15 protein-coding genes and 2 riboswitches are annotated in these 24,338 nt (G+C 71.1%); of the genes, 6 read left to right on the top strand and 9 right to left on the bottom strand.

The window, feature by feature from the left end; all coding sequences use genetic code 11:
- From AB0B39_RS18305 to AB0B39_RS18295, 3 genes are read right to left on the bottom strand one after another with little or no spacing between them, the layout of a single operon-like run.
- On the bottom strand, nucleotides 1-828 hold the full coding sequence (locus tag AB0B39_RS18305; protein WP_357489695.1) for a carbohydrate ABC transporter permease: 828 nt from the start codon (nucleotides 826-828) through the stop codon (nucleotides 1-3).
- Nucleotides 828-1,808, bottom strand: coding sequence for a sugar ABC transporter permease (locus AB0B39_RS18300; RefSeq protein ID WP_357574885.1), 981 nt, complete (start codon nucleotides 1,806-1,808; stop codon nucleotides 828-830). Before AB0B39_RS18300 ends, AB0B39_RS18305 begins: the two co-directional genes overlap by 1 nt.
- Nucleotides 1,809-1,812: 4 nt before the next feature.
- Nucleotides 1,813-2,973, bottom strand: coding sequence for an extracellular solute-binding protein (locus AB0B39_RS18295; protein WP_357574884.1), 1,161 nt, complete (start codon nucleotides 2,971-2,973; stop codon nucleotides 1,813-1,815).
- 259 nt (nucleotides 2,974-3,232) lie between these two features.
- On the opposite strand from AB0B39_RS18295, the gene AB0B39_RS18290 reads away from it, so the two are divergent.
- Nucleotides 3,233-4,003: a FadR/GntR family transcriptional regulator gene (locus AB0B39_RS18290; RefSeq protein ID WP_357489691.1), complete on the top strand. Its 771-nt coding sequence runs from the start codon at nucleotides 3,233-3,235 to the stop codon at nucleotides 4,001-4,003.
- A gap of 428 nt (nucleotides 4,004-4,431) precedes the next feature.
- Nucleotides 4,432-6,243 (top strand): family 43 glycosylhydrolase, encoded by a 1,812-nt coding sequence (locus AB0B39_RS18285; protein ID WP_357489690.1) that lies wholly within the window; start codon nucleotides 4,432-4,434, stop codon nucleotides 6,241-6,243.
- Nucleotides 6,244-6,388: 145 nt separating this feature from the next.
- Here AB0B39_RS18285 and AB0B39_RS18280 read toward each other — a convergent pair whose 3' ends face one another.
- Both AB0B39_RS18280 and AB0B39_RS18275 read right to left on the bottom strand, forming a co-directional pair.
- Nucleotides 6,389-7,384 (bottom strand): ribonucleotide-diphosphate reductase subunit beta, encoded by a 996-nt coding sequence (locus AB0B39_RS18280; protein ID WP_357574909.1) that lies wholly within the window; start codon nucleotides 7,382-7,384, stop codon nucleotides 6,389-6,391.
- Nucleotides 7,385-7,434: 50 nt separating this feature from the next.
- Entirely contained in the window at nucleotides 7,435-9,810 is a 2,376-nt protein-coding gene (locus AB0B39_RS18275; protein ID WP_357574883.1) for a ribonucleoside-diphosphate reductase subunit alpha, read from the bottom strand.
- 138 nt (nucleotides 9,811-9,948) lie between these two features.
- Nucleotides 9,949-10,169: riboswitch (cobalamin riboswitch) on the bottom strand.
- 198 nt (nucleotides 10,170-10,367) lie between these two features.
- Nucleotides 10,368-10,441: riboswitch (cobalamin riboswitch) on the top strand.
- Nucleotides 10,442-10,499: 58 nt separating this feature from the next.
- On the opposite strand from AB0B39_RS18275, the gene AB0B39_RS18270 reads away from it, so the two are divergent.
- The 3 genes from AB0B39_RS18270 to AB0B39_RS18260 are packed head-to-tail and all read left to right on the top strand — an operon-like array spanning nucleotide 10,500 to nucleotide 12,054.
- The gene (locus AB0B39_RS18270; RefSeq protein ID WP_234584025.1) at nucleotides 10,500-10,703 is read left to right on the top strand and encodes a CbtB domain-containing protein; all 204 of its coding nucleotides are present in this window, start codon (nucleotides 10,500-10,502) and stop codon (nucleotides 10,701-10,703) included.
- Entirely contained in the window at nucleotides 10,694-11,464 is a 771-nt protein-coding gene (locus AB0B39_RS18265) for a CbtA family protein (protein ID WP_357574882.1), read from the top strand. The genes AB0B39_RS18270 and AB0B39_RS18265 overlap by 10 nt, the downstream gene beginning before the upstream one ends.
- Complete coding sequence (locus AB0B39_RS18260; RefSeq protein ID WP_357574881.1) at nucleotides 11,461-12,054, top strand: histidine phosphatase family protein; 594 nt, start codon at nucleotides 11,461-11,463, stop codon at nucleotides 12,052-12,054. The genes AB0B39_RS18265 and AB0B39_RS18260 overlap by 4 nt, the downstream gene beginning before the upstream one ends.
- A gap of 523 nt (nucleotides 12,055-12,577) precedes the next feature.
- Here AB0B39_RS18260 and AB0B39_RS18255 read toward each other — a convergent pair.
- The 4 genes from AB0B39_RS18255 to AB0B39_RS18240 form a co-directional block, all read right to left on the bottom strand.
- The gene (locus AB0B39_RS18255) at nucleotides 12,578-18,202 is read right to left on the bottom strand and encodes a GH92 family glycosyl hydrolase (RefSeq protein WP_357574880.1); all 5,625 of its coding nucleotides are present in this window, start codon (nucleotides 18,200-18,202) and stop codon (nucleotides 12,578-12,580) included.
- A 255-nt stretch (nucleotides 18,203-18,457) separates the two neighbouring features.
- The gene (locus AB0B39_RS18250; protein WP_357574879.1) at nucleotides 18,458-19,918 is read right to left on the bottom strand and encodes a hypothetical protein; all 1,461 of its coding nucleotides are present in this window, start codon (nucleotides 19,916-19,918) and stop codon (nucleotides 18,458-18,460) included.
- Nucleotides 19,915-21,771 (bottom strand): dynamin family protein, encoded by a 1,857-nt coding sequence (locus AB0B39_RS18245; protein WP_357574878.1) that lies wholly within the window; start codon nucleotides 21,769-21,771, stop codon nucleotides 19,915-19,917. Before AB0B39_RS18245 ends, AB0B39_RS18250 begins: the two co-directional genes overlap by 4 nt.
- 115 nt (nucleotides 21,772-21,886) lie before the next feature.
- Nucleotides 21,887-22,774: an IniB N-terminal domain-containing protein gene (locus tag AB0B39_RS18240; RefSeq protein ID WP_357574877.1), complete on the bottom strand. Its 888-nt coding sequence runs from the start codon at nucleotides 22,772-22,774 to the stop codon at nucleotides 21,887-21,889.
- Nucleotides 22,775-23,071: 297 nt separating this feature from the next.
- Between AB0B39_RS18240 and AB0B39_RS18235 the strand changes: the two genes are divergently transcribed.
- Nucleotides 23,072-24,337 carry an Hsp70 family protein gene (locus AB0B39_RS18235; RefSeq protein WP_357574876.1) on the top strand — a complete coding sequence of 422 codons (1,266 nt, stop codon included), beginning with the start codon at nucleotides 23,072-23,074 and terminating at the stop codon, nucleotides 24,335-24,337.
- The last annotated feature ends 1 nt before the right edge of the window (nucleotide 24,338 follow it).

Below are 24,338 nucleotides of genomic sequence, written 5' to 3'. Positions count from 1 at the left end.
TCAGCCTTTCGTGGAACCAGCGGCGACGCCGTCGGCGATCTGGCGCTGAAGGAACAGGTAGACCGCCAGGACGGGGATCGCCGCGATGAGCACCCCGGAGGCGAACGTCGGAATGTCCTCGGAGTACTGCCCCCGCAGCGAGGTCACCCCGACCATGAGGGTCCGGTGGTCGGCCGACGGCATCAGCAGCAGCGAGATGAGCACGTCGTTCCAGCAGAACAGCGTGTTGAGGATGCCCACGGACAGCAGCGCCGGAGCGCCCAGCGGCAGCATGATCCGCCGGTACACGCCGTACACGGTGTTGCCGTCGATCCGGGCCGCGTCGACGATCTCCGCGGGGATGGTCTTGTAGTAGCTGGTCATCAGAAAGACCGTGAAGGGCAGGAACTGCGCGACGTACGCGAGGATCAGCCCCGGGTACGTGTCGACGAGGCCGCTGTCCGCCATGACCCGGGCCAGCGGCACCATGATCACCTGGAAGGGGATGAAGAGCGCCGCGAGGCAGCCGATGAACAGCGCCGTCGAGCCCCGGAAGCGCAGTTGGCTCAGCGCGAAGCCGGCCATCGACCCGAACAGCAGCAGCAGGAACACTGAGCAGCCCACCACCAGGATCGAGTTCGCGGTATACCGGCCCATGCCGATGCTTGTCCACGCCGTGGTGATGTTCTCGAAGCGCAGCGAGTCGGCAAGCGAGAACCGGTCGAGAATGTACTCCCGGCGGGTCTTCATGGCGACGTTCGCGGTGAACAACAGGGGATAGATCGTCGCTACCGCGAGGAGCCCCATCGGGATCACGAGCAACCATCTGCCCAGTCGGACGCGGGACATCAGTCCTCCCTCCCCGCTCGTCGGAGCAGCTTGAGCTGCAACAGCCCGACGACGAGCATGATGACGAACAGGACAGTGGACGCGGCCGACGCGAGCGCCGGCCTGTTCATCTGCCCCTGCTGGATCCAGATGTAGTACTCCGGCAGGTACGTCGAGCCCTCCGGGCCGCCACTGGTCATGACGTAGAGCAGGCCGAACATGGACGTCAGCATCCCGATCATCGTGGTCACGAAGACGAACTGGATGGTGCGGGAGAGGCTGGGAATGATCACGTGCCAGATCACCTGGGCCAGGGACGCGCCGTCCACTCGGGCGGCGTCCAGCAGCGCGGCGTCCAGGGTCGCGAAGCCCGCGAGGAAGACGACCAGGGCCATCCCGAAGGTCGCCCACACGTGCACCCCGACGACCGCGAACATCGCGACGTCCGGATCACCGAGCCAGTCCACCGGGCCGATGCCCACCGAGGACAGGACAACGTTGACAGGACCGTCAAACGAGAGCAGCAGGTTGAAGATCGCGCCGACGATGACCGGCGACAGCACGGCCGGGAAGAAGTAGACGCTGCGGTAGAACCGGTGCCCCGGTACGCGCAGGTAGATGAACGTGGCGAGCAGACCCGGGATGGCCACCGCCACCGGCAGGAGCAGCACCAGCAGCCCCACGTTGCGCAGCGCCTGTTGGAACAGGGGATCGTGCAGCAGGTCGACGTAGTTGGCGAAACCGACCATCGCGCCGTCGCGGTCACCGTCGCCGGTGAAGGAGAAGTTGACGCCGAGCAGCAGCGGCCACAGCCGCAGCAGCACGAGGATCAGGACTGCCGGGGCGACCAGCACGAAGGGTGCCAGTTGCTCGGCACGGCGGCCGCCGGCGGCACGCCGGGAAACGGCGTGGTCGCGCGGCGGCGGTGCGGAGGGCGGGACCCCGCCGGCCCGCCCGGCCGAAGCCGAGCGGACCGACGGGAGCGACTTACCGATCGTCACGAGATCAGCCCGCCGTGTCCGAGGCGGCCATCTGCTTCACGACCTCGTCGACGCTCGTCGAGCCGCTGAGCAACTGCTGCGAGAGGCGGCCCATCAGGTCGAGCGACTTCGAGGAGAGCGCCACGTGTGGCGCCGGCTTGCCGGTCTTGAGCGCGCCGACGATCGTGGTGACGGCCGGCCCGCTCGCCGACACGTCGATCGTGGTGTCGGCGGTGATCGCGCCGGCGTTGGCGTAGAACGCCTTCAGCGCGTCGGTGGAGGTCAGCGAGCGCACCAGGTCGGCGGCCACCTTCGGGTCCTTGGTCCACTTGGCGACCGCGTAACCGATACCACCGTCGTACGGCAGGCTCGGGGTGGCGCCACTGGTCACCGTCGGGGCCATCATGACGCCGAGCTTCTCGGGCGTGACGAACTCGTTGAAGTCCTTCCAGTGCCCGATGTCCGACATCAGCCCGATGATGTGGGCGGCCTTACCGGACTGGAAGACGGCGAAGGCGTCGTTGAACATCGCTGTGGAGTTGGCCCCGTCGTTGTTCAGCTTCGCGGTGCCGGTCTCCTTCCACAGCTCGAAGAGCCGCTTCACGTTGGGCGAGTTCCAGTCGCGCTTGCCGGCGATCCAGTTGTCGTACTCCTGCGGGGTCAGGACGCCCGATGCCATGGCCGACAGGAAGAACTGGATGCCGTAGCCCTCCTTGTTGCCGAGGGCGAAGCACTTGGCACCTGTTGCCTTGGTGATGGTGCCGCAGTTGGCGATGAACTCAGCCCACGTCGTGGCCGGCTTCGCCGGGTCGAGGCCGGCCTTCTCGTAGAGCGCCTTGTTGTAGTAGATCGGGTGGCCCTGCAGGGTCACCGGAGCGGCGTAGGTCTTGCCGCCCTTGGCGAACGCTTCCCAGCCGGCCAGCCGCTCCCGGTCCTCGCCGACGTACTCGTCGAGCGGCTGGAGCGAGTCCACCCGGTCGCGGATCTGGCCGCCACCGTTGAACAGGATGACGTCCGGCCCCTTGCCCGACTGGATGGCCGCACCCAGCAGCGTGTAGTACTGATCGAACGGCTGGGCCACGAACTCGACCGTGACGTCCTTGTGCTTCCTGGCGAAGTCGGCCTTGGCCTTCTCCACGTACTGCGCGGAGCTGGCCTCGCCGGACTTCCAGTCCCAGACGACCAACTTCTTGTCCGAGCCTCCGGACGATGAACCCGAACCTGTCGCGCTTCCACAGCCTGTCAGGGCCAGCCCTGCAACGAGGACCGCGGACCACACTGCTCGTTGCTTCATCGTTGCTCACCTTCATATGGGGAGTGGCCGAGGAAACGGCCGTCGATGCAAGATTGACGAGAACGTAACTCGTATGACGTGTGACGTCAACGGTTGGCCGTACACTGGTGCGGACTCGTGGGCCCGCTCCCGCGGCTACGCGGAGGTGAACGTGACGACATCGAACCAGCCGGCCGTCAATGGCGCGACGGCACCGACCTGGGCTCGCCGCCCGGCCAATCTGGCTCAGGCGATCACCGCCGAGCTGGTGACCCGGATCGTCCAGGGAGTTCACCCGTCCGGCACGCCGCTGCCCCCCGAGCCGGTGCTCTGCGAGACCTTCTCCGTGAGCCGGACGGTCATCCGGGAAGCGGTGAAGATCCTGCAGGAGAAGGGGCTCGTGCAGGTCCGTCAGGGCAGCGGAACGCTCGTCACCCCACCCTCGGCGTGGGACATGCTCGACGAGCTCGTCCTCGCGGCGACCATCGCCGAGGACGACACCCTGGCGATCCTCGACGACCTGGTGGTCACCCGACGGGTGCTGGAGTCCGACATGGCCAACGTCGCCGCGCGGCTCGCGGACGAGGAGACCGTCGACCGGCTGCGGGCCCTGGTGGACCGGATGGACGAGCTGGTGGACGACCACGTCGCCTACCAGGAGCACGACCGCGCCTTTCACGACACGGTCATGCAGGCGTCGGGCAACCGGATCGCCCGGGGTGTCGTCCGGTCCCTGGAGAGCCAGGTCGTCAACACCGCGCGCTACATGGGCCAGCCGGAGCGGGCCATGTGCGTGGCATCGAACCAGGGGCACCGGCGCATCTACGAGCGCATCGCCGCCCACGATCCCGACGGGGCCGCGCAGGCGATGTTCACGCACATCACCGAGGCGTGGCTCGTGCGGCGCAGCGGGCCGGGCAGCCCGACGCGGCTGCAGCGCTGACGACCCGTCGCGGCGGCGCTGACGAGCCGGTCGCCGGGCGTTGGCGACCCGGTCCAGCCGGCCCGCGACGGCGGCGCGGAAATCCAGATTCGTCCATCGCTTGAGAATGTTAGCGATAACAGACTACCCTCGGGCCGCAGAGGCGAAGGGCACGCTTCACCGCTCCACTCGATCCGCCGAGGTCGATGGAGTAGCGCATGACCAACGCCCGCTGGTGGGTGTCCGGGCCTCCCTCAGGGACGTTGACCACCGCCGTTGACAACGGCGGGCCGCCGCGCGCGGGAGCCATGGTGGACCCCCGATCCCTCCTGCCGTTCTCGCGGCACGGCCACCACCGAGGTCCCCAAGCGACCCGCGACGACACGCGGCACCCGCCAGCGAGAACGGCGAACCGTGCCCCGCCGTTGTGACCCACCCTGGAGGTACCGATGCACCCCACACCGCCACCACGGACGAAGAACCGGCTCCGGCGCGGCGTCGCCCTGCTCGTGAGCCTGCTGCTCATCCCGGCGCTGGCGCCGGCCACGGCAGCCCACGCGGACAACCCCATCGTCCAGCACATCTACACCGCCGACCCCGCTCCCCTGGTGTACAACGGGCGGGTCTACCTCTACACCGGCCACGACGAGGACGGCTCCACGTACTTCACCATGAAGGACTGGCGGGTGTGGTCGTCGGCCGACATGGTCAACTGGACCGACCACGGCTCGCCCCTGAGCGTGAGCACCTTCAGCTGGGCGAGCGCCAACGCGTGGGCCGGCCAGGTCGTCGCGCGCAACGGCAAGTTCTACTGGTACGTGCCGGTGACCGCCCGGGCGACCAACTCGATGGCCATCGGCGTCGCGGTCTCCGACAGCCCGACCGGGCCGTTCCGGGACGCCATCGGCCGTCCGCTGGTGGGCAACGGCGAGATCGATCCCACCGTGTTCATCGACGACGACGGCCAGGCGTACCTGTACTGGGGTAACCCGAACCTGTGGTACGTCCGGCTGAACGCGGACATGATCTCCTACAGCGGCAGCGCCACCAAGATCCCGCTCACCACCGCCGGGTTCGGCACCCGGACGGGGAACACGAGTCGGCCGACCCTCTACGAAGAGGGCCCGTGGGTCTACAAGCGCAACGGCATCTACTACAACGTGTTCGCGGCGGAGTGCTGCTCCGAGTTCATCGGTTACTCCACCGCGACCGGCCCGACCGGCCCCTGGACCTATCGCGGAACGGTCATGCCCCGCCAGGGCGCGAGCTTCACCAACCACCCCGGAGTCATCGACTTCAACGGCGGCTCGTACTTCTTCTACCACAACGGAGCGTTGCCCGGTGGCGGTGGTTACACCCGTTCGGTGGCCGTGGAGAAGTTCACCTACAACACCAACGGCACCATCCCGACGATCAACATGACCACGACGGGCGCCCCCCAGATCGGCACCCTGAACCCGTACGTGCGGCAGGAGGCCGAGACCATTGCCTGGGGCTCCGGCATCGAGACCGAGCCGGCCGGCGAGGGTGGGATGAACGTCGGGTTCATCGAGAACGGGGACTACATCAAGGTCAAGGGCGTGGGCTTCGGTACGGGCGCGACGTCCTTCTCCGCCCGCGTCGCCTCGGCCACGTCCGGTGGCACCATCGAACTGCGCCTCGGTAGCCCCACCGGCACCCGGGTGGGCAGCTGCGCGGTGCCGGGCACCGGCGGGTGGCAGACCTGGCAGACCGTCTCCTGCCCGGTCAGCGGCGCCACCGGGACCCAGGACCTGTACCTGCGCTTCACCGGCGGCAGCGGCAACCTGTTCAACATCAACTGGTGGCAGTTCCAGGCCAGCGGCACCACGACGCCCAGCCCGACCCCGACGCCGACGCCCACTGCGACCCCCACCCCGACGCCCACCCCGACGCCCACTCCGACCCTCACCCCGACACCGACGGTCCCGGCCGGGGAGTCCTGCGCGGTGACCAACACCGTGGTCAACACGTGGCAGGGCGGATTCGAAGGACGACTGACGGTCACCAACTCCGGGGCCTCGTCGCTCAACGGGTGGCGGGTCACCTTCACCCTCCCCAGTGGGCAGACGGTGTCCCAGGCCTGGAACGGCACCGTCACCCAGACGGGCAACCAGGTGACCGTCGCGAACGCCGCCTACAACGGGCAGCTCGCGCCGGGAACGTCCACCACCGCGGGCTACCTCAGCACGAGCGCCACCACGAGTCCTCCCACCATCACCCCGACCTGCTCGCCCGCCTGAGGGTCACCCACCCCCAAGAACACCCCCACCCCGTCCCCACCCCGCCCGCCGCCGACGTTGATCATGAATGTGGTGCCCCTGATACGCCGATAGGGGAGCAGCACATTCCTGGTCGACGGGGTGGGGAGGGGGTGGGGTGGGGGTCCTAGAAGTCGTCGTCGAAGGCCACCGTCCCGGTCACCCCCACCTGGTACGCCGACACCCGCCGCTCGAAGAAGTTGGACAGCTCCTGGACGTCCTGCAACTCCATGAAGGCGAAGGGGTTGGCCGACCCGTAGTGCGGGGCGATACCGAGCTGGACGAGACGACGGTCGGCGACGTGCTGGAGATACTCCCGCATGTCCGCCAGGGTCAGACCGGGCACGCCCTGACCCACCAGGTCCTCGGCGAACTGGACCTCACACTCGACGGCCTCGGTGAGCATCTGGCGGACCTGGTCGGCGAGGTCGTCGTCGAACAGGTCGGGCTCCTCGGCCCGCACGGTGTCCACCACGTCGAACGCGAACGCCATGTGCATCGACTCGTCGCGGAAGACCCAGTTCGTGCCGGAGGCCAGGCCGTGCAGCAGGCCGCGGGAGCGCAGGAAGTAGACGTACGCGAACGCGCCGTAGAAGAACAATCCCTCGATGCAGGCGGCGAAGCAGATGAGGTTGAGCAGGAACGCGCGCCGGTCGTCCCGGGTCCGCAGCTCGCGCAACTCGCCCAACGAGTCGATCCAGCGGAAGCAGAACTCGGCCTTGCGGCGGATCGAGGGGATGTTCTCGATGGCGGCGAAGGCGGCGAACCGTTCGGTCTCGTCGGGCACGTACGTGTCGAGCAGGTTGAGGTAGAACTGGACGTGCACGGCCTCCTCGAACAGCTGCCGCGACAGGTAGAGGCGGCCTTCCGGACTGTTGACGTGCTGGTACAGGTTGAGCACGAGGTTGTTGGCGACGATCGTGTCGCCGGTGGCGAAGAACGCGACGAGCCGGCTGACCAGGTGCCGCTCGGCCGGCGACAGCCGGTCCAGGTCGGCGAGGTCGGCGTGCAGGTCGACCTCCTCGACAGTCCAGGTGTTGCGGATGGCGGCGCGGAACCGGTCGAAGAAGTGCGGGTAGCGCATCGGGCGCAGAGTGAGATCCATCCCGGGGTCGAGCAGCATGTGCGTGGTCCTCGTGTCGGCGGTGGTGTCGGCGATCGGGTCGGCGGTGGTCACTGGCAGGCCTCGCACGACTCGGGGTTCTCCAGCGAGCACGCCAGCGCCTCCGCGTCGACGGCAACTGGTGCGACAGCGCTGACGGTGGCCTGCTGGATGCGCGTGGCGGGGCGGGAGCGCAGGTAGTAGGTGGTCTTGAGCCCGGCCTTCCAGGCGTACAGGTACATCGAGGAGAGCTTGCCGATGGTGGGCGAGGCCAGGAACAGGTTCAGCGACTGGGACTGGTCGATGAACGGGGCGCGGGCGGCGGCCAGGTCGATCAACGCCCGCTGCGGCAGCTCCCACGCGGTGCGGAACAGCTCCCGCACGTCGGCCGGGAGTTCCGCGAGGTCCTGCACCGACCCCTCCGCGCGCCGGATCGCCGAGCGGATCTGCTCGGTCCACAGACCACGTGCCTTCAGCTCGCGGACCAGGGCCGTGTTGACCTGAAGGAACTCCCCGGACAGGGTCTCGCGCTTGAACAGGTTGGACACCTGCGGTTCGACGCACTCGTAACAACCGGCGATCGAGGCGATCGTCGCGGTCGGCGCGACCGCCACCAGCAGCGAGTTGCGCAGCCCGTACTCACCGACCCGCTGGCGCAGCGCGGCCCACCGCGCGGTCTGCGTACCCTCGACGCCCCACAGGTCGGGCTGGAGCTGGCCCCGCGCGGCCCGGGTCTGCGCGTACGCCGGATGCGCGCCGACCTCGCGCGCCAGGTCGGCGGAGGTCTCCAGCGCGGTCAGGTACAGCTCCTCGCTGATCCGGGTGGACAGCTCCCGCGCGGCAGGCGAGTCGAACGGCAGCCGCAGCGCGAAGAACACGTCCTGCAGGCCCATCAGCCCGAGCCCCACCGGCCGCCACCGGGGGTTGCTCGCCGCCGCCTGCGGTGTCGGGTAGTAGTTGATGTCGATGACCCGGTCGAGGAACGTCACCGCCGTCCGGACGGTGGCGCGCAGTCGCGGCCAGTCGATGCCGTTCTCGGTCAGGTGGGCGGCGACGTTCACCGAGCCGAGGTTGCACACCGCGGTCTCGCCGTCGCTGGACACCTCGACGATCTCGGTGCACAGGTTGGACAGGTGCACCACGTTGCCCGACTCGGCCGTCTGGTTGCACAGCCGGTTGGCCGCGTCCTTGAAGGTCATCCACCCGTTGCCGGTCTGCGCCAGGGTGCGCATCATCTTCCCGTACAGCTCCCGCGCCGGCACCTGCCGCACGTAGCGGCCCTGCGCCTCGGCCGCCCGGTACGCGGCGTCGAACCGCTCCCCCCACAGGTCGGGCAGCTCGGGAACCTCGTTCGGGTCGAACAGCGACCACACCTCGTCGGCCTCGACACGGCGCATGAACTCGTCCGGGATCCAGTTGGCGAGGTTCAGGTTGTGCGTACGCCGGGCGTCCTCGCCGGTGTTGTCCCGCAGTTGCAGGAACTCCTCGACGTCCGGGTGCCACGGCTCCAGGTAGACGCAGGCCGCGCCCTTGCGCCGGCCACCCTGGTTGACCGCGGCGACGCTCGCGTCAAGGGTGCGCAGCCACGGCACGATCCCGTTGGACTGCCCGTTCGTGCCGCGGATCAGCGCGCCCCGGGACCGGACCCGGGAGTACGCGATGCCGATGCCACCGGCGAACTTGGACAGGCTCGCGACCTGGGCGTAGCGCTGGTAGATCGAGTCCAGCTCGTCGCGCGGCGAGTCGACGAGGTAGCACGACGACATCTGCGTGTGCCGGGTGCCCGAGTTGAACAGCGTCGGTGAGCTGGGCAGATAGGCCAGGCTGGACATCAGCCGGTAGAAGTCCACGGCCTCGTCCGGCGTACGGGACAGACCGCAGGCCACGCGCAGCAGCCAGTACTGCGGGGTCTCCAGCACCAACCGGGTGGTGGGGTGGCGCAGCAGGTACCTGTCGTAGACCGTGCGCAGGCCGAAGTACTCGAACCTCCGGTCGCCGTCCCGGTCGATGGCGTCGTCGAACGTTCCCGCGTGCGCGGCGACGAAGGCGGCGGTCTCATCCCCGATCAGCCCCTGCGCGTGGCCGGTCCGGATCGCCGCGCTGAACGAGGTGACGCCCTGTCGGCGTACCTCCCGGTCGATGTGGCCGGCCAGCAGCCGGGCGGCGAGGCGCGAGTACTGCGGCTCCGTACCGATCATCTCGGCCGCGGTCTGGATGGTCAGCCGGTCCCGCTCGGCCGTCGTCGCGCCGTCGTACAGGCCGCTGACCGTGCGGGTCGCCACCCGCAGCGGGTCGACGTCGGGCAGGTCGTCGGCCCAGCGCTCGACCTCGGCGACGAGCGTGCGCACGTCCACCGCCTCGCGGGCGCCGTCGCGTTCGCGGACCTGCGTCGGCGTACCCCGGCGGGCCGTGCCGCCGCCGGTCGCGGCTACCTCGGTAACTGTCACCACTCACTCCTCGCGAGCTTGAGACCTGACGGCCCTCGGCACGGGGAGACCGACACCAGCGGACGCCACGCCTCAGCGGGCGCGGATCCGAAAGGCGTCGGCCGTCCCACGCGGCCTCGGACCACCGCCCACCCGGATGCGGGTACGCGGCGCGCTGGCAGGTCTTCGGACTCGCGGGCACGACCGGTGTTCACCCGGTCCCCTACTGGCCGTCGCTTCCCAGGCCAAGTGGCGGCCCAGTGCTGATGACGGCTGTCGTTCCCACTCACCGCTGCGGGGCAGTCCCGGAATTCCACCGGGTTCCCTCTTGCCTCGGCCACCCTGGGATGAGTGGCCGAACCAGCTGCGGTCGACACCATATATAGGGGCGACTGGGTTTGTCACACCCCACATGTCGGGTCCGGGCGTGTCGCGGTCGTCGGTGACGGTCCTCGTCGATCCGGTCGGCGACGGCGGGCGCGCGAGCATCGGGCGGCGTCGCATTCGGACCTCGCCGCCGGCTTGACCGAGGAGAACCGGCACCGATACGGTCAACCCACTATCTGCGGCGACGCGAGGGAAGCCGGTGAGAATCCGGCGCGGTCGCGCCACTGTGAGCGGTCCCCGACTACGGGGCCGCGAGCCAGGACGCTCGGTCGTCCGCAGCCTTGCGATGGGGACGCGTCATCCCCGAGGAGGTTCGTGCACGCATGTCCAGTTCCACGTCCAGCCAGCCGCTGGTGCACCCCGCTGCCCCGACCCGTCTCCTGTGGACGGTCCTGGCCACCGTCGCCGTGCTCAGCCTGCTGGCCTATCTCGTCGCCTTCGACCAGGGTGCCGTCTCGCGCAGCGGGATGTACCTGCACGAGCTGATGCACGACGGCCGGCACCTGCTCGGTGTCCCGTGCCACTGACCGGCACCGGCACCGCACCCACGTTCGTCACGGTTCTCCTGCGCGGGCTGCTCGCCGGCCTGGTGGCCGGCCTGCTCGCCGGAACGTTCGCCTACGTCGTCGGCGAACCCCACGTCGAGGCGGCCATCGCCATCGAGGAGGCGGCGACACACGCCGACCCCGCCACCGGTGGGCACCAGCACGACGAGGACGCCCTGGTCAGCAGGAACGGCCAGCGCGGCGGGCTGTTCCTGGCCACCGCCCTCTTCGGCGCCGCGATGGGTGGCCTGCTGGCCACCGCGTACGTCCTGCTGAACCGGCGGCGGCGCACGGTGGACGACGGGTGGTCCGGGCTGCTGCTGGCCGGCGGCGCGCTGCTCGGGGCGGTGATCGTGCCGTTCGTCAAGTACCCGCCGAACCCTCCGGCGGTCGGCGACCCGGCCACCATCGACCAGCGCACGGTCACCTACCTGCTGCTGGTGGTCCTCGGCCTGGTGGCGGTCTGGTCCGGTTCGCTGGGTTACCGGGCGGTCGGCGAGCAGGCGCCGGTGTGGCTGCGCGCCGCGGCGGCCGTCGGCGGTTTCCTGCTGGTCACCGGCGTGGCCTACCTGGTGCTGCCGTCGTTCCAGGAGGTCCCGGGCGACTTTCCCGCCACGCTGCTGTGGAGCTTCCGGCTCGCCTCCCTCGGCACCCAGGTGGTGCTGTGGACCGGGATCGGCCTGCTCTTCGCCGCACTGATGCACCGGCAGCGCGCGGTCACCGACGCACGACTGGCCGGGTGAACCCCACCAGCCTGCGGCTGGTCGCCCACGGTCACACCGCCGCACTGCGGCGGGCCCGGTTCGGCGGGGACGACGCACTGGACGAGGGCGGCCGCAACGCCGCCCTCGCCCTGTCTCCCGGTGTGCTGGGTCGGCGGGCGCCGTCGGACGACACCGACGCCTGCCTGTCCAGCCCCGCGGCGGCGGCCGTCCAGACCGCGTACGCCCTCGGCCTCGTGCCCGCCGTGGAGACGGCGCTGGCCGACTGCGACTACGGCGACTGGACCGGCCGGTCGCTGCAGGAGATCGCCGGCGCGCAGCCCGACGCCCTGCGCGAGTGGCTGTCCACCCCGGACGCCGCGCCGCACGGGGGCGAATCCGTCGCCGCCGTGCACGAGCGCGTCGGCCGGTGGCTGGACGGACAGCGCGGCCTCGGCCGACGGGTCACGGCCGTCACCCACCCGCTCGTGATCCGGGTCGCGGTCGTACACGCCCTGGGACTGCCGCTGGTGACGTACCGGCAGTTGGACGTCGAGCCGTTGGCGATCGTCCGGCTCACCGGCCAGGGCCAACGGTGGCAGCTCCGGCTGAGCGCGCCCCCGGCACCGTGACCGGCTGACGAGGGTCGGCCACGGCCCCTGTAGAGCTGCCCCAGATGTGGGGCGGCATCGACGGACCCGGGCCCGACGGGATCGGATCGTTGGTCACTGCCCGGCGCCGGCACTGACCGTCAGCGCCGGCGTCGCCGGAGGATCGTGGCCGTCGGCGGCGCATGGACGCCGGCGGGCGGCGCGGCGCCGGCGGCCGGCACGGCGGCGGCGGGCGGCGGGCGGCGGGCGGCGGGCGGACAACGGCATTGACGTCCAGCGGGAGGCAATGCCGGGCGCTGGGTTGCAACAGGGCGTCAGAGCCGGACAGCGGTGGGGTCTGGGCGACCGGCAGGCGCATAGGCCGGTGAGCGACATACCGCAGAGGTATAAATATGACTCTGAGGTATGTGCCTCACGGGCGACAGGGCCTCACCGGCCGCGCGGAGCGACAAGCCACGAAAGGCCGTCAGCCGAGCGGGCGGACCCGGAACGGGTGTCGGGCGGGCCGTGGAGCACGGCCCGCCCGACTGGTGTCGTTCCCTGCTTACTTCGGGGCGGTGACCGTGAACGGTTGGGACACCGCCGTCTTCGACGTGACGCCGGACAGCGTCACGCTTGTCACGCCCGGCTGCGCCGAATCCGGAACGGTGACGATCGCGCCGGAGACCACGCCGTCGCCGTTCGCACGCACCGTGCCGACCACACGACCCTCGCCGACACGAACCGAGATCGCCTCGTTCGGCGCGAACCCGGAACCGTCGACCGTGATCGACGTACCGCGTGGTCCGGACGTCGTGGGCAGCGACACCCGCGGCTCGTAGGCCGGGCCCGCCGGGCGCGCGGTCACCTGGACGGTGGCCGTCGCCGGCGTACCCGAGGAGGCGCCGGTGGCGCTGACGGCGTACCGGCCCGGTGCCGTGTCCCCCGACGTCGCGACGGAGGCGCGGACCGTGCCCGTCGCGGACGCCGAGACCGTCACGCTCCGCGTCGTGCCGGCGGCCAGAACCACAGTCACCCGCTCGCCGGCGGCGAACCCGCTGCCGTCGACCGTGACCGTTTCACCGGCGGCGACCTGCTGCGTGCCGGACACCGCGAGCGTCGGTTGCGGCCCGGCACGCCGGACGGTGACGGCGAAGGTGGCCGTGCTGCTCGACAGCGTGTCCCACGCCGTGACGTGCACCGTGTAGGTGCCCTCCCGCACGTAGGTGTGCTGGCCGCTCAGCGCGCCGTCCGCGCCGACCGTGACGTCGTCCGGGACCGTGCCGTCGCCCCACTGGACGCGGGCGCGGTAGCCGGTCGCGCCGGGGACACCGCCGGTCACCGACCCGAGGTTCGCCGCGAGGACCTTGCCGGCGTCGACGCTCTGGTCGGCGGGGGTGGCGGTCGCCAGGGCGGCGGCCGGCGTGCCGTCGGCGGCGACGGCGAACACGTGGATCCGGCCCGCCGAGCGGGGATCGCCGGTCTGCGTCGGCAGGGTCACCGAGACCAGCGTCCTACCCGCCGGGATCTGGTACGGCGTGGTGGCGAACAGGAACGGCTGCGCGCCGTCGCGGCTCGTGCCACTGAGCCGGTACGCGGATTTCGCGACGACGATGTTGCCGTACGACGGGGTGCCGTTGGCGTTGCCGCCCAGCGTCCAGTCACTGAACTGGATCGGGATGCTGGCGGTGCTGCCGTCGCTGAACGTCGCCGTGCCGGTGGTGCTCTGGTTGCCCTGCGTGCCGGCGCCGATGAACGAGATGTTCCGGGCGTCGGACGGCAGGTGCAGAGCGATCGTCGCGCCGTTGCCGGTGGCGTTGTCCGGTTGCCCGGCCGGGACCTGCGGCAGCGTGAAGCCCAGCGCCGTGCCCGGCACCTGCTGCCGCTGCCCCTGGGTCACGCCGGCTGCGGCCAGGGCGGCCCGCGAGTACGCCCACGACTTCGCGTCGCAGTCCGCCGCGAGGGTGCCCTCGTCGCCGATGCACACGGTGTCGAACGCCGCGGTGAGACCGTTCTTCGGCGCGTACGCGACGTCGACGCCGACCGTCACCGAGCCCTGGCCGGTGCCGTCGGTGACGATGACGTTCGCCTGGTGGTAGCCGGGCGTGGCGTAGGTGTGGTCGCCGCTGACGCGGTACACGGCCCGCGAACTCAGCGTCAGGGTGCCCGCGGTGGCCGGTGAGCCGTCACCCCAGTCGATCGTCGCGCGGTAGTCCTCGGCGACGCCGCCGGTGACGGTGGCCAGCGCCACCGTCGCGGGTGCGCCGGAGAGCGCGTGCGCGCCGTCGGTGGCGGTCACCGTGATGTCGCCGCCGGCCAGGTCGAGGTCGCCGCCGGCGAGCAGCTCGATCTCGGCGAGGGTCGGCTGCGCGGCGCCGACGGTCTTCGTCACGACGAGGCGGAACTGGGAGTACCGCCCCGGCTTGTCGATCTGGAACGGCCGGGTCTGGTTGCGCCAGCGGAACACCTCACCCGCGCGGGAGTCCAGGGTGCTCCAGGTGAGGCCGTCGGTGGAGCCCTGCAGCCGCCAGTCCGCCGCGTCACCGGCGCCCGCGCCGGAGGTGATCGTGTAGTACGTCGGCTTCTGGCGGCCGGCACGGGAGGCCCAGCTGATCTGCGGCGTGCCCGACGACGCGGTCAGCTGCGTGGTCGACGAGTCGTCGAACAGCTTCGACGCGTCCTGACCGCCACTGGAGGTGGCGGTGCCCAGACCGGGGCCGGTGACGTCCTGCAACGGCTGCGGCGCCGCGTCACCCTTGGTCAGCGACGGCGGACCGTCGTTGCGGCCGGTGCCCCAGGACGACGGGTTCGGTCCCATCTGGAAGTCGATCGTGCCGCCCCGCTTGAGTGCGGACACGTCGACGGAGACCTCCCGTTGCTTCTTGCCGTTGACCTTCACGCTCTGCACGTACACGTTGCGGGTGCTGTTGTTCGCGGCGTTGACCACGATGTCGCCGGTCGGGCGGTGGACCGTCATCCTGGTGAACTGCGGCGACCCGATGGCCCAGTGGGTCGAGCCGGCCTGCAGGGGGTAGATGCCCAGCGAGCTGAGGACGTACCAGGCCGACATCTCGCCGTTGTCCTCGTCGCCCAGGTAGCCCTGGCCGATCTCGCTGCCGACGTACAGGCGCTGCATGATCTCGCGCACGGTCGCCTGCGTCTTCGCCGGTGCGCCGGCGATGTCGTACAGGTACGGAATGTGGTGCGACGGCTGGTTGCTCATCCCGAGCTGACCGAGGCGCACCGCGCGGGCCTCGAGCATCTCGTGGATGATCCCGCCGTAGCCGCCGGGGCGGTCGGCGTTCTCCGGGGTGGCGAAGAAGGTGTCCAGCTTGTCGCGCAGGGCCTTCTGCCCGCCGTACAGGTTGATCAGGCCCTGCGGGTCCTGCTGCGCGGTGAACGCGAAGTTCCACCCGTTGGTCTCGGTGTAGACGCCGCCCCAGTCCAGCGGGTCACCGGCGAGGAACGTGCCGGAGGCGTCGCGGCCCTGGAAGAGCTTGGTCTTCTCATCGAAGAGGTGGACGTAGTTGCGGGCCCGCTCCAGGAAGTACCGCGACTCCTCCTTGAGCTGGTCGCGCCGCGACCTGGGCGTGGCCGGGTCCTTCGCCAGGGCGGCGGCCATGTTGCCGATGCCGTAGTCGTTGATGTAGCCCTCCAGCGCCCACGACACCGACTCCCCCGTGGAGGTGGGCGTGTAGCCGAGGAACAGCGAGGTCTCGATGCCCTTGCGGCCGACCGCGCCGCGCCCGGACGCGACTGTCGCGTCCTTGACTGCCGCGTCGTACGCCGCGAGCGGGTCGGGCAGCTTGACCCCGGTGAGGTACGCCTGAGCGAGAGCCACGTTCGCGCTGGTGCCGGTCATCAGGTCGGCGTAGCCGGGCGAGGACCAGCGGGCGATCCAGCCGCCGTCCCGGTAGTGCTGGACGAAACCGTCGGAGATCCTGGCGGCGACATCCGGGTAGAGCAGCGAGTAGGCGGGCCACACGGTGCGGTAGGTGTCCCAGAAGCCGTTGTTGACGTAGATCTGGCCGTCGACGATCTTCGCGCCGGTCCGGGTCGCGGTCGACGTGCCGGTCGGCGCCGACACCGGGCTGGCGTACTGCCAGTGGGGTGCGGCGGCGGTGCCGGTGTTCTCCGACTGGGAGTTCGGGTACAGGTTCAGCCGGTACAGGTTCGAGTACAAGGTGACCAGCTGCGTCTCGGTCGCGCCCCGCAGCTCGACCCGGCCGAGGCGGTCCTTCCACGCCGCGGTGGCGGCGTCGCGGATCGCATCGAAGCTCCGGCCGGTCACCTCCAGGTCGAGGTTGCGGCGGGCCTGGTCGACCGAGAGGAACGAGGTGGCGATCCGCATCGTCACCTGGCGTTCGGTGGAGACGTCGAAGGTGGCGGACGTCGCGGTGGACGCCGTCGGCGCCCGGTCGAAGGTGCCGGAGACGAACATGCGGCTGCGCCCGGCGGACAGGCCGCTGCCGTTGTCGACCCAGCCGGTGAAGGTGCCGTCGGCGCCGATGGTGAACGTGCCCTTGGCGAAGACGAGGCTTCCGGTCGCCGGGCCGGCGCCGAAGGTGAACCGCATGATCCCGGCGTGGTCGGTGGGCGACATCTCGGCCACCAGACCGCTCTGCGTCGTGACCCGGTAGAGGTCCGGCTGTGCCGTCTCGTCGTCGTGCCGGAAGGCGAGCGCCCGGCTGGCGGGTGACCCGGTGAGAGGAACGTCGCCGGCCACCGGCATCACCGACATCTGGTTGCGGTCACCCATCCACGGGCTCGGCTCGTGGGAGATCGCGAGGCCCTGCAACGTGGGCAGGTTGGCCGCGTTGTTGGCACGGTGGTACTCGTACTCCCAGGAGTCGGAGGTCGCGTCGGTCACCGGGGTGAAGAAGTTGAAGCCGTTCGGCACCGCGGTGATCGGCAGGTTGTTGCCGCGTGAGAACCCGCCAGTCGAGTTGGTCCCGCGCCGGGTGTCGACGTAGTTGGTCAGCCGGGAGCCGTCGGTCGCCGCCGGCGTGCCGGTCAGCTCGACGTCGTCGAGCCAGCCCTGGAACCGGGTCTCCCCGGTGGCCTGCGGGTTGTCGTAGGCGAGCAGGATGCGGTCAATCGTCTTGCCCCGGGCGACGGCGCCGATGTCGGCGCGCACCTGGTTCCACTGGTCGGCGTAGAGCACCTTCGACGCGCCCTGGCCGGCCGGCGTCAGCGCGTAGCCGTGCTGGTCGACAGCAGAGCGTCCACTCAGGTAGCTGCCGTCGGTGAAGTGCAGGTCGAGAGCCGCGTAGGTGGACGGGTACCGCGCGTCCTGGCCGGTGAACTCGGGGAAGATCCGGTAGGACAGGCGGGTGTTCGGCCCGACCGGGATGTCGACGTCGAACAGCCGGTTCGTCGCGTACGAGCGGCCGTCGGCCTCGGCGCCGCCGGAGTAGCGCAGCGCGGCCAGCCCGGTGAAGCCGACGCCCGGCTTCGTCGTGTAGCCGCCGACCGGCCCGGGGCCGACGCCGGTGACCATGGGCGTGGCGGGCGGGCGGACGTCCGAGCCGTCGCTGATGTCCCAGCTGGCGAGCTGGGACAGGGAGGCACCGGAGTTCGCGGAGATGGACAGCCGGTACCAGCCGTACGCGGTCGTGTTGGCGACGCGGTACGTGTTGGTGGCGAACCGCTTGGCGAAGCGCTGCTGCGTCTGCCGGTCCAGGTCCGTCCAGGTGTTGCCGTCGGTGGACCCCTGGAGGATGAAGTCGCGGGGGTCACGGGTCGGTTCGTCGTCCGCCGAGGTCAGCGCGTACCGCGCCACGACCGCCGGCTTCGCCAGCCGGTACGTGATCCAGCCGGTCGGTTCGAACGCCAGCCACTTGGTCGACGGGTTCCCGTCGGCGAGGTTCGCGGCGATCTCGTTCGGTGGGTTCTGGGCGCTCGCGGTCACGGCGTCGACCTGGCCGAGCAGGCTGCCGGGCAGGTTCGCGCTGCTCGATCCGCTCAGGTTGCCCTGCACGGGCCGGCCCGAGGAGTCGACCTCGACGGTGCTGGTGGCGGGTTGCGGGTCGGCCGACTCGAACGAGGAGCTGAAGGAGCCCGGTGGGGCGGCGCTGGGCGCGGCGTTGGCCAGGGGCGCGGCGACGACCAGCCCCAGCGGCAGCAGGGCGGCGGTGGTCGCGGCGGCCAGCCGGAGGGAAACGGTGCGCGCACGGGGGCGATACGGCATGGGGGCGGGGCCTTTCGACTCGATCCGGTCGAGTACGTCGTACGGCTGGGCGAAGGGGACGGTGGCTGCTGCGGTCGACAGTGGAGGGACGGGTCGGGCCTGACATCGTTGTCATCGGACGTGCGTGACAAGCGAGGGCAGACCCGGTGGATGTTGGGCAGATGTTTCCGGGCGGCCACGGCCCTGTCAATGGGTTGACCGAAAGGGAACACGCCGAGCGGGGCGTCCGGGCTGGACAGCACCGATGCGCGGCGCTCAGCGACCGCCCGCGGCCAGCTCGGCCAGCATCCCCTCACAGCTGCGGACGACGACCTCCGCGCCCCGGCGCTGGGCCAGCGGGAGCAGAGGATCCTCGGCCCGGTCCCGCCACCGCCACTGGGCGTCGGCGGCGACCTCCCAGAGCCGCTGCACTGTCGCCTCGTGCTCCACGCCCAACCGCGCGGCCAGGCCAACCCCGTCGCCGCCCACCAGGCGCTGCGCCTCGGCCGCCAGCTCCGCGTCGAAACCGAGGCGGGCGTTGCGCAGCGCCACCAGCAGGCGCAGCTCCCGGAACTCGTGCGCGCCCGCCAGGATCTGCTCGATGGCGGCGACCAGCTCGTCGGCCCCACGCACCGGCTCGGCCCGCACCAGGGCCTCCACCGCGGCCAGCGCCGAACGCGCCTTGAGGGTGTCGCGCCGATCGACGAAACAGCGGGTCATCGACTCCCGCAGCTCGGTGAGCCCACTGCGCCGGATCAGCTCGGCCGACAACGTCACCCGGGTGTCGAACCCGCCCCGCACCAGGGTCGTCGCGAGCCGGATCCCGAAGAGCCCGAACCGATCCAGCAGACCGGCGCGTACCTCCGGGTCCAGGTGCACCGGAAGCTCGCCCCGGACGAAACGGTCGGCGGAGAGCAGGTGGGCCTCCAACTCGGCGCGGGACGCCCCGGCCAGCGTCGCGAGCGCGGCGAAGTCGGACTCGCTGAGCATCCGGCCCGCGAGGCCGATCGCGCCGCTGCACGCCACCACGTTCACGGCCAACGCGCCCACCCGGGGATCCCGATGGTGCCGTCGGGCCAGCTGGCGGGCGGTGAGCAGCCCGTCGATCCGGCCGCCGCCCACCTCGTCCGCCCGGGACAACACCATGATCACATTCACCGGGGCGGCCTGCCCGACCACACTGTCCCGAGCGGACTCCAACACCCGCAGGTCACTGTCGCGACCGTCGCGGCTCAGGAACAGCACCGCGTCCGAGTCCCGCAGCACACGGTCCAGCACCGGCGCGTGGCCCTGCTCGTCGACCGCCGCGAGCGCCGGGGTGTCGACAAACGTCACCTGCCGCAACGCCCGCGTCGGCCACCGCACCACGATGTCGCGCACCTCCCCGACCCGCCAACCCAGATCCACCCGCATCCCGGTCGCCGACTTGACCACAGTCAGCTCCTGGGGAGGCTGGCCCACCGGATAGGCGGTGGCGTGCGGCGAAGGACCGTCCTCGTACCAGGTGAAGACGCCGTCCGCGCCCTCGACCGGCGCGACCTCCTCCCCCATCAACGCGTTCAGCACCGTCGACTTGCCGGCACGCCAGGGGCCGGCCACCGCGATCCGCAGCGGCTGCTCCAACCGCGCCACCTGGTGCCGCAACCGCGCGACGGCCCGCGCGTCGTGCTGGTAGACGTCCATGGCCTGGTGCAGCAGCCCCCACGCCGCCTCGTCCAACCGCACCCCGACCGTCACGCGCGGGGCTCCAACAGCACCGGAGTGGACCGGGCACCGGTCAACTGCTGGGACTGCTCGTAGAGCGCGGCCAGGCGGGTCATTTTCAACCGGATCTCCCGCTGCCGCTGGTCGCGCAGGGCGACATCGGTGTCGGCCTCCTGCTTCGCGCTGCGGAACGACTGCACGATGGCCTCCTGCAACTCCTCGGTCAGCCCCGTGAAGTGATCGCGCAGCATCCGCTGCACCTGGCGGGTGGCGTCCCGGCAGTCCCGGACGATCCGGACGAAGAACTCGTCGACATGCCGCTGGATGGCCGTCTTGACTGTCGCCTGCCGGCGGCGCAGCAGCTGCTTGCCCTCGTCACGGATGCTCTTGCCGCCGAAGAGCGCACCGATGCCGACCGAGACCGGGTTGATCATCGGCATTCCGGCCAGGGTCGTCGCGAGGCCGAACATCAGCATGCCGCCGTACGAGCCCTTCATGCCCGTGAACAACTTCTGGCCGGTGGTGAACCGGTCGATCCTCGGTCGCTCCAGGTCCGGCAGCCGGTCGCCGAGATCCGCCGGCATCGTAATCGACCAGGGCGGCAGCACGTCGTAGCCGTACCTGTTGAAGTTGGCGGCCACCCGACGGGCGATCCAGTCGCAGCGCTGGATCAGCCACTCGTGGTTGGCTTCCGCGGCCTCGACGAGGCTGCGCTCCAGCCACTCGGCGAAGGTGTCCCAGGCGACGAGGGGGTCCGCCGTGTCGAACGCCTCGTCCACGGCACGCAGGATCTGGCGGGTGCGGTCGCGCAGGTCGTACTCGATGTCGGAGAGCAGATCCGCCATCTCGTCGGCGAGCGTGTTCTGCCAACGGGTGGAGCAGCGGCGCAGCTCGTCGACCTCCCGCTGGGCGGCGTGCAGCCGGGAGATCGGCCCGGACTGCTCCTCGGCCTCCTGTGTCGCCAGCTCGGCGCGCAGCGGCGCGGCCAGTTGCTCCACCACCGTACGGGCCACCGCCTGCACCGACGCCCGCGCCAGGTGGTCGGCCTTGCCCGTCAGGTCCCGCTGCAGGCGGGCGATCAGCGCCGGAAAACCGGACTCGGCATTGAGGTCGCGGTCGTCGATCGCCGCAGCGCGCAGCCGCAGGGTCGCCGACACCGGGATCAGCGGCGCCGCGACGCCGGCGTCGGCGAGGTGCTGCCGGTTGCGCTCGGCAACCGCGCGCCAGTCCGCCACGAGATCGGTCTTGCTCTGCACCACCACCACGTTCGGCTGCGACCGCGTCACGTGCAGCAGCATGTCCAGCTCGGCGACCGAGAGTTCCCGGGTCGAGTCCGAGACCAGCAGCACGGCGTCGGCGCGGGTGGAGGCGGCGACCTCCGCGGCCCCACCGAGCGCAGCCGCCTGGTCGGTGCCCGGAGTGTCCACCAACACCAGTCCGGCGGCGAGCAACGCGCGGGGCAGGCCGATCTCGACGTACGCCGGACCGCCGCCCGGCCGCCGTCCGACCGTGCCGGACACCCCGGCCGCGACCTGGTCGAGCGCCAGGGGGGTCCGCTCGACGAGCGTCGCGGCCGAGGCGCCGGCGGCGGGCCGTCCCGAAACCTGCGGCGCCTGGACGACGGCAGCGGAGGCGGCCTCGGCGTGCTGCACCACTGTGGGCAGGACCGTGGTGCGACCGTCACCGACCGGGCACGCCGGCGCGTTGATGATCGCGTTGATGAGCTGACTCTTGCCCTGGTTCGGCTCGCCGACGACCAGGACCCGCAGCTTCGGGTCCAGCAGTTGGGCACGCTTGTTGCGGACCGTCTGGAGCAGGTCGCCGCGACCGTGTGTGTTGCACGTCCGGGCGATCTCGTCCAGTACGTCCAACCAGATCCCCGCCATCACCGCACCAAGTGTGCGGATTTCGGCTCAATTATCAAGAGGAACCGGAAGGGAAACCGGAGAGAGCCGGGCCGCCCGAGGCGACCCGGCCTCCCGCTTCCGACGGGAATTCCCGTCAGAGCAGACCGCCGGTGATGCCGAGCAACCCGTGGTCCGACGAGGCGGGCCCCCCGTCGTGCAGGTCGCCGGTCACACCGTCGGTGACCCCTCCGGTCACGTCACCGACAGTGCCGGTGACCCCGGGAAGGAGACTGTCCACGTGGTGCGTGACACCGCCCACCACGGACGGGACGTCCACCGGCGGCACCACGCCGCCGACGGCACCGTGCCCGAGGCCCAGACCACCCAGGGTGTCGTGGACGCCCAGGGAGCCGACGATGCCGTCGACCTGGCCGTGCACGCCGGAGAGGGCACCGCCGGCCACGTCGCCGCCGAGTACCGGGTCGGTGACGCCGAGCACACCGGTCGGGTCCCCGACGGTGCCGGTCACGCCGCCCAGAACCGGGTCGGCGATGCCGTCGACCGGCTGCACCACGTCCGCGTCGAGGGTGTGCGCGACGTCGGCCACACCGGTCAGGTCGGTGTCGAGGCCGCTCGGGCCGATGCCCAGGCCGACACCCGGAAGCACGGTCACCCCGGCGGCCACGGTCGTCGGGTCCACGGCGATGGCGCCGAGCACACCGGCCTTGACGTCCACGCCGGCCGGCGAACTGGTGACGCTGATCTGCTGCGCCACGCTCTGCAGCTGGCCGACCACATCGGTGGCGTCGGTCACCAGCGGGTCGAACCCGAGCTGCCCGACGGCCGGAACCAGCGGCGCGAGGCCCTGCCCCGGCGCGTAGTCGACCACGAGCGGCACCACGTCCTGCACGTCGGCGGCCGTGATGTCACTGAGCCCCGCGGCGTGCAGCGCGCCCTCCGGGTCGAGGTCGAAGGCCGACCGCGCGTCGGGGTTGGTCAGCAGGTCGAGCACGAAGTCGTGGAGGGTCTGTTGCGAGTCCATGTGCCGGTTCTCCTCGGATTGGCGTCGGCGACCGTCGTTCGTCGACAGTGACGTTATTGCGGGGGCCGATCCCGGACATCGGGGCTCGGCCCGCATCCGATCCCGCCGCGTTAGGGCCTTGATCGGCTCCACCGTTAGGGGGACTGGGGGAAAGCGTCTCGGGCAGATTAGGGTCCCGACCAGGGAGCGATCTCTGGTACGAACGTAGGAGCCCGCGGGTTTCGCCGGGGGTGGGTCGCCGGGCAGCGCCGGCGCCATCGCCACCAGAGGGCCGACTCGCGGAAAGAGAAGAGACGGATGCCGTACGTCCTGGGGATCGACATCGGAAGCACCAACACCGCCGCCGCCGTCGCACGGCGCGACGGCCGGACCTGGACGCGCCCGGAGGCTGTTCCGCTCAACGCCGGCTCCCCCCTCGTACCGTCGGTGCTGCACCTGGCCGAGGACGGCGCCCTGCACATCGGCGGGACCGCCACCGACGACGGCAGCCGCACCACCAGGGACTTCGTCCGCCGCATCGGCGACGACGTGCCCCTGCTGCTCGGCGGCGAGCCGTGCGCGCCGCAGACGCTCACCGCGGAACTGGCGGCGTGGGTGGTGGAGCAGGTGCAGGCCGCCGAGGGCGGTCCGGCCGAGGCGGTCGTGCTCAGCCACCCGGCGGCCTGGCGGCCGTACCGGCGGGAGCTGCTGCACCGGGCGCTCACCGACCTCGGTCTGCGCAGCGTCACGCTGCTGCCCCGCACCGTCACGGTCGCCGAGAGCCACGCGGCCCGCGGGTTCGACGGCACCACGGCCGCCGTCTACGCGTTGGGGGGCGCCAGTTTCGAGGCGGCCCTCGTGCGGCGCACCCCGCGCGGCACCTACGAGAGCTTCGGCACCCCGCAGGGTCTCGACCCGATCGGCGGCGCCGACTTCGACGAACTGCTGGCCAGCCACGTCCGCACCGTGCTGTCGCGGGAGTTGGCCGCCACCGGCCGTCGGGAGCACCAGGCCGCCCTGCGCGGGCTGCCGGCCGAGTGCGACCGGGTCAAGCGGGCGCTGACCGTCGAGCTGGCCGCCGACGTGGTGTTGAGCCTGCCGACCGGCCCGGCGCGGATACCGGTGACCCGCGCGCAGTTCGAGGCGATGATCCGTCCGACCGTGCAGGCCACGGTGGACCTCCTGCTGCGCACCGTGCAGGGCGCCGGCCTGACGCCGACGCAGCTCGACGGCGTCCTGCTGGCCGGCGGCTCGGCCCGCATCCCGCTGGTCACCGAGCTGATCACGGCGGCGCTTCCGGTCCCGGTCGAGGTGGAGCCGGACGCGCAGCTCACCGCCGCCACCGGGGCGGCGAGCGCGGCCTGCCAGGTGGTGTCACCCCGTCCCCGGCACCCCCCTGCGGTCCGCGACCCGGCGCCGGTCGCCAGCTCCGGCCGGGCCGCCATCCCGGCCCTGCGCCGGCCGCGGAACCACGCCACCGATCCGGGCGAGCCGCCACCGCGCCCTCCGGTCCGGATCCTCCCCCTCGACCTGCCGAAGGCGTCCCGTCTGGCACTGACGCTCAGCCGGGGACGCGAAGGATGAC

Origin of the sequence: Micromonospora sp. NPDC049114 (assembly GCF_040648635.1) — a bacterium.
Classification (GTDB): Bacteria; Actinomycetota; Actinomycetes; order Mycobacteriales; family Micromonosporaceae; genus Micromonospora.
This window is presented reverse-complemented; position numbering and strand designations above follow the sequence as displayed.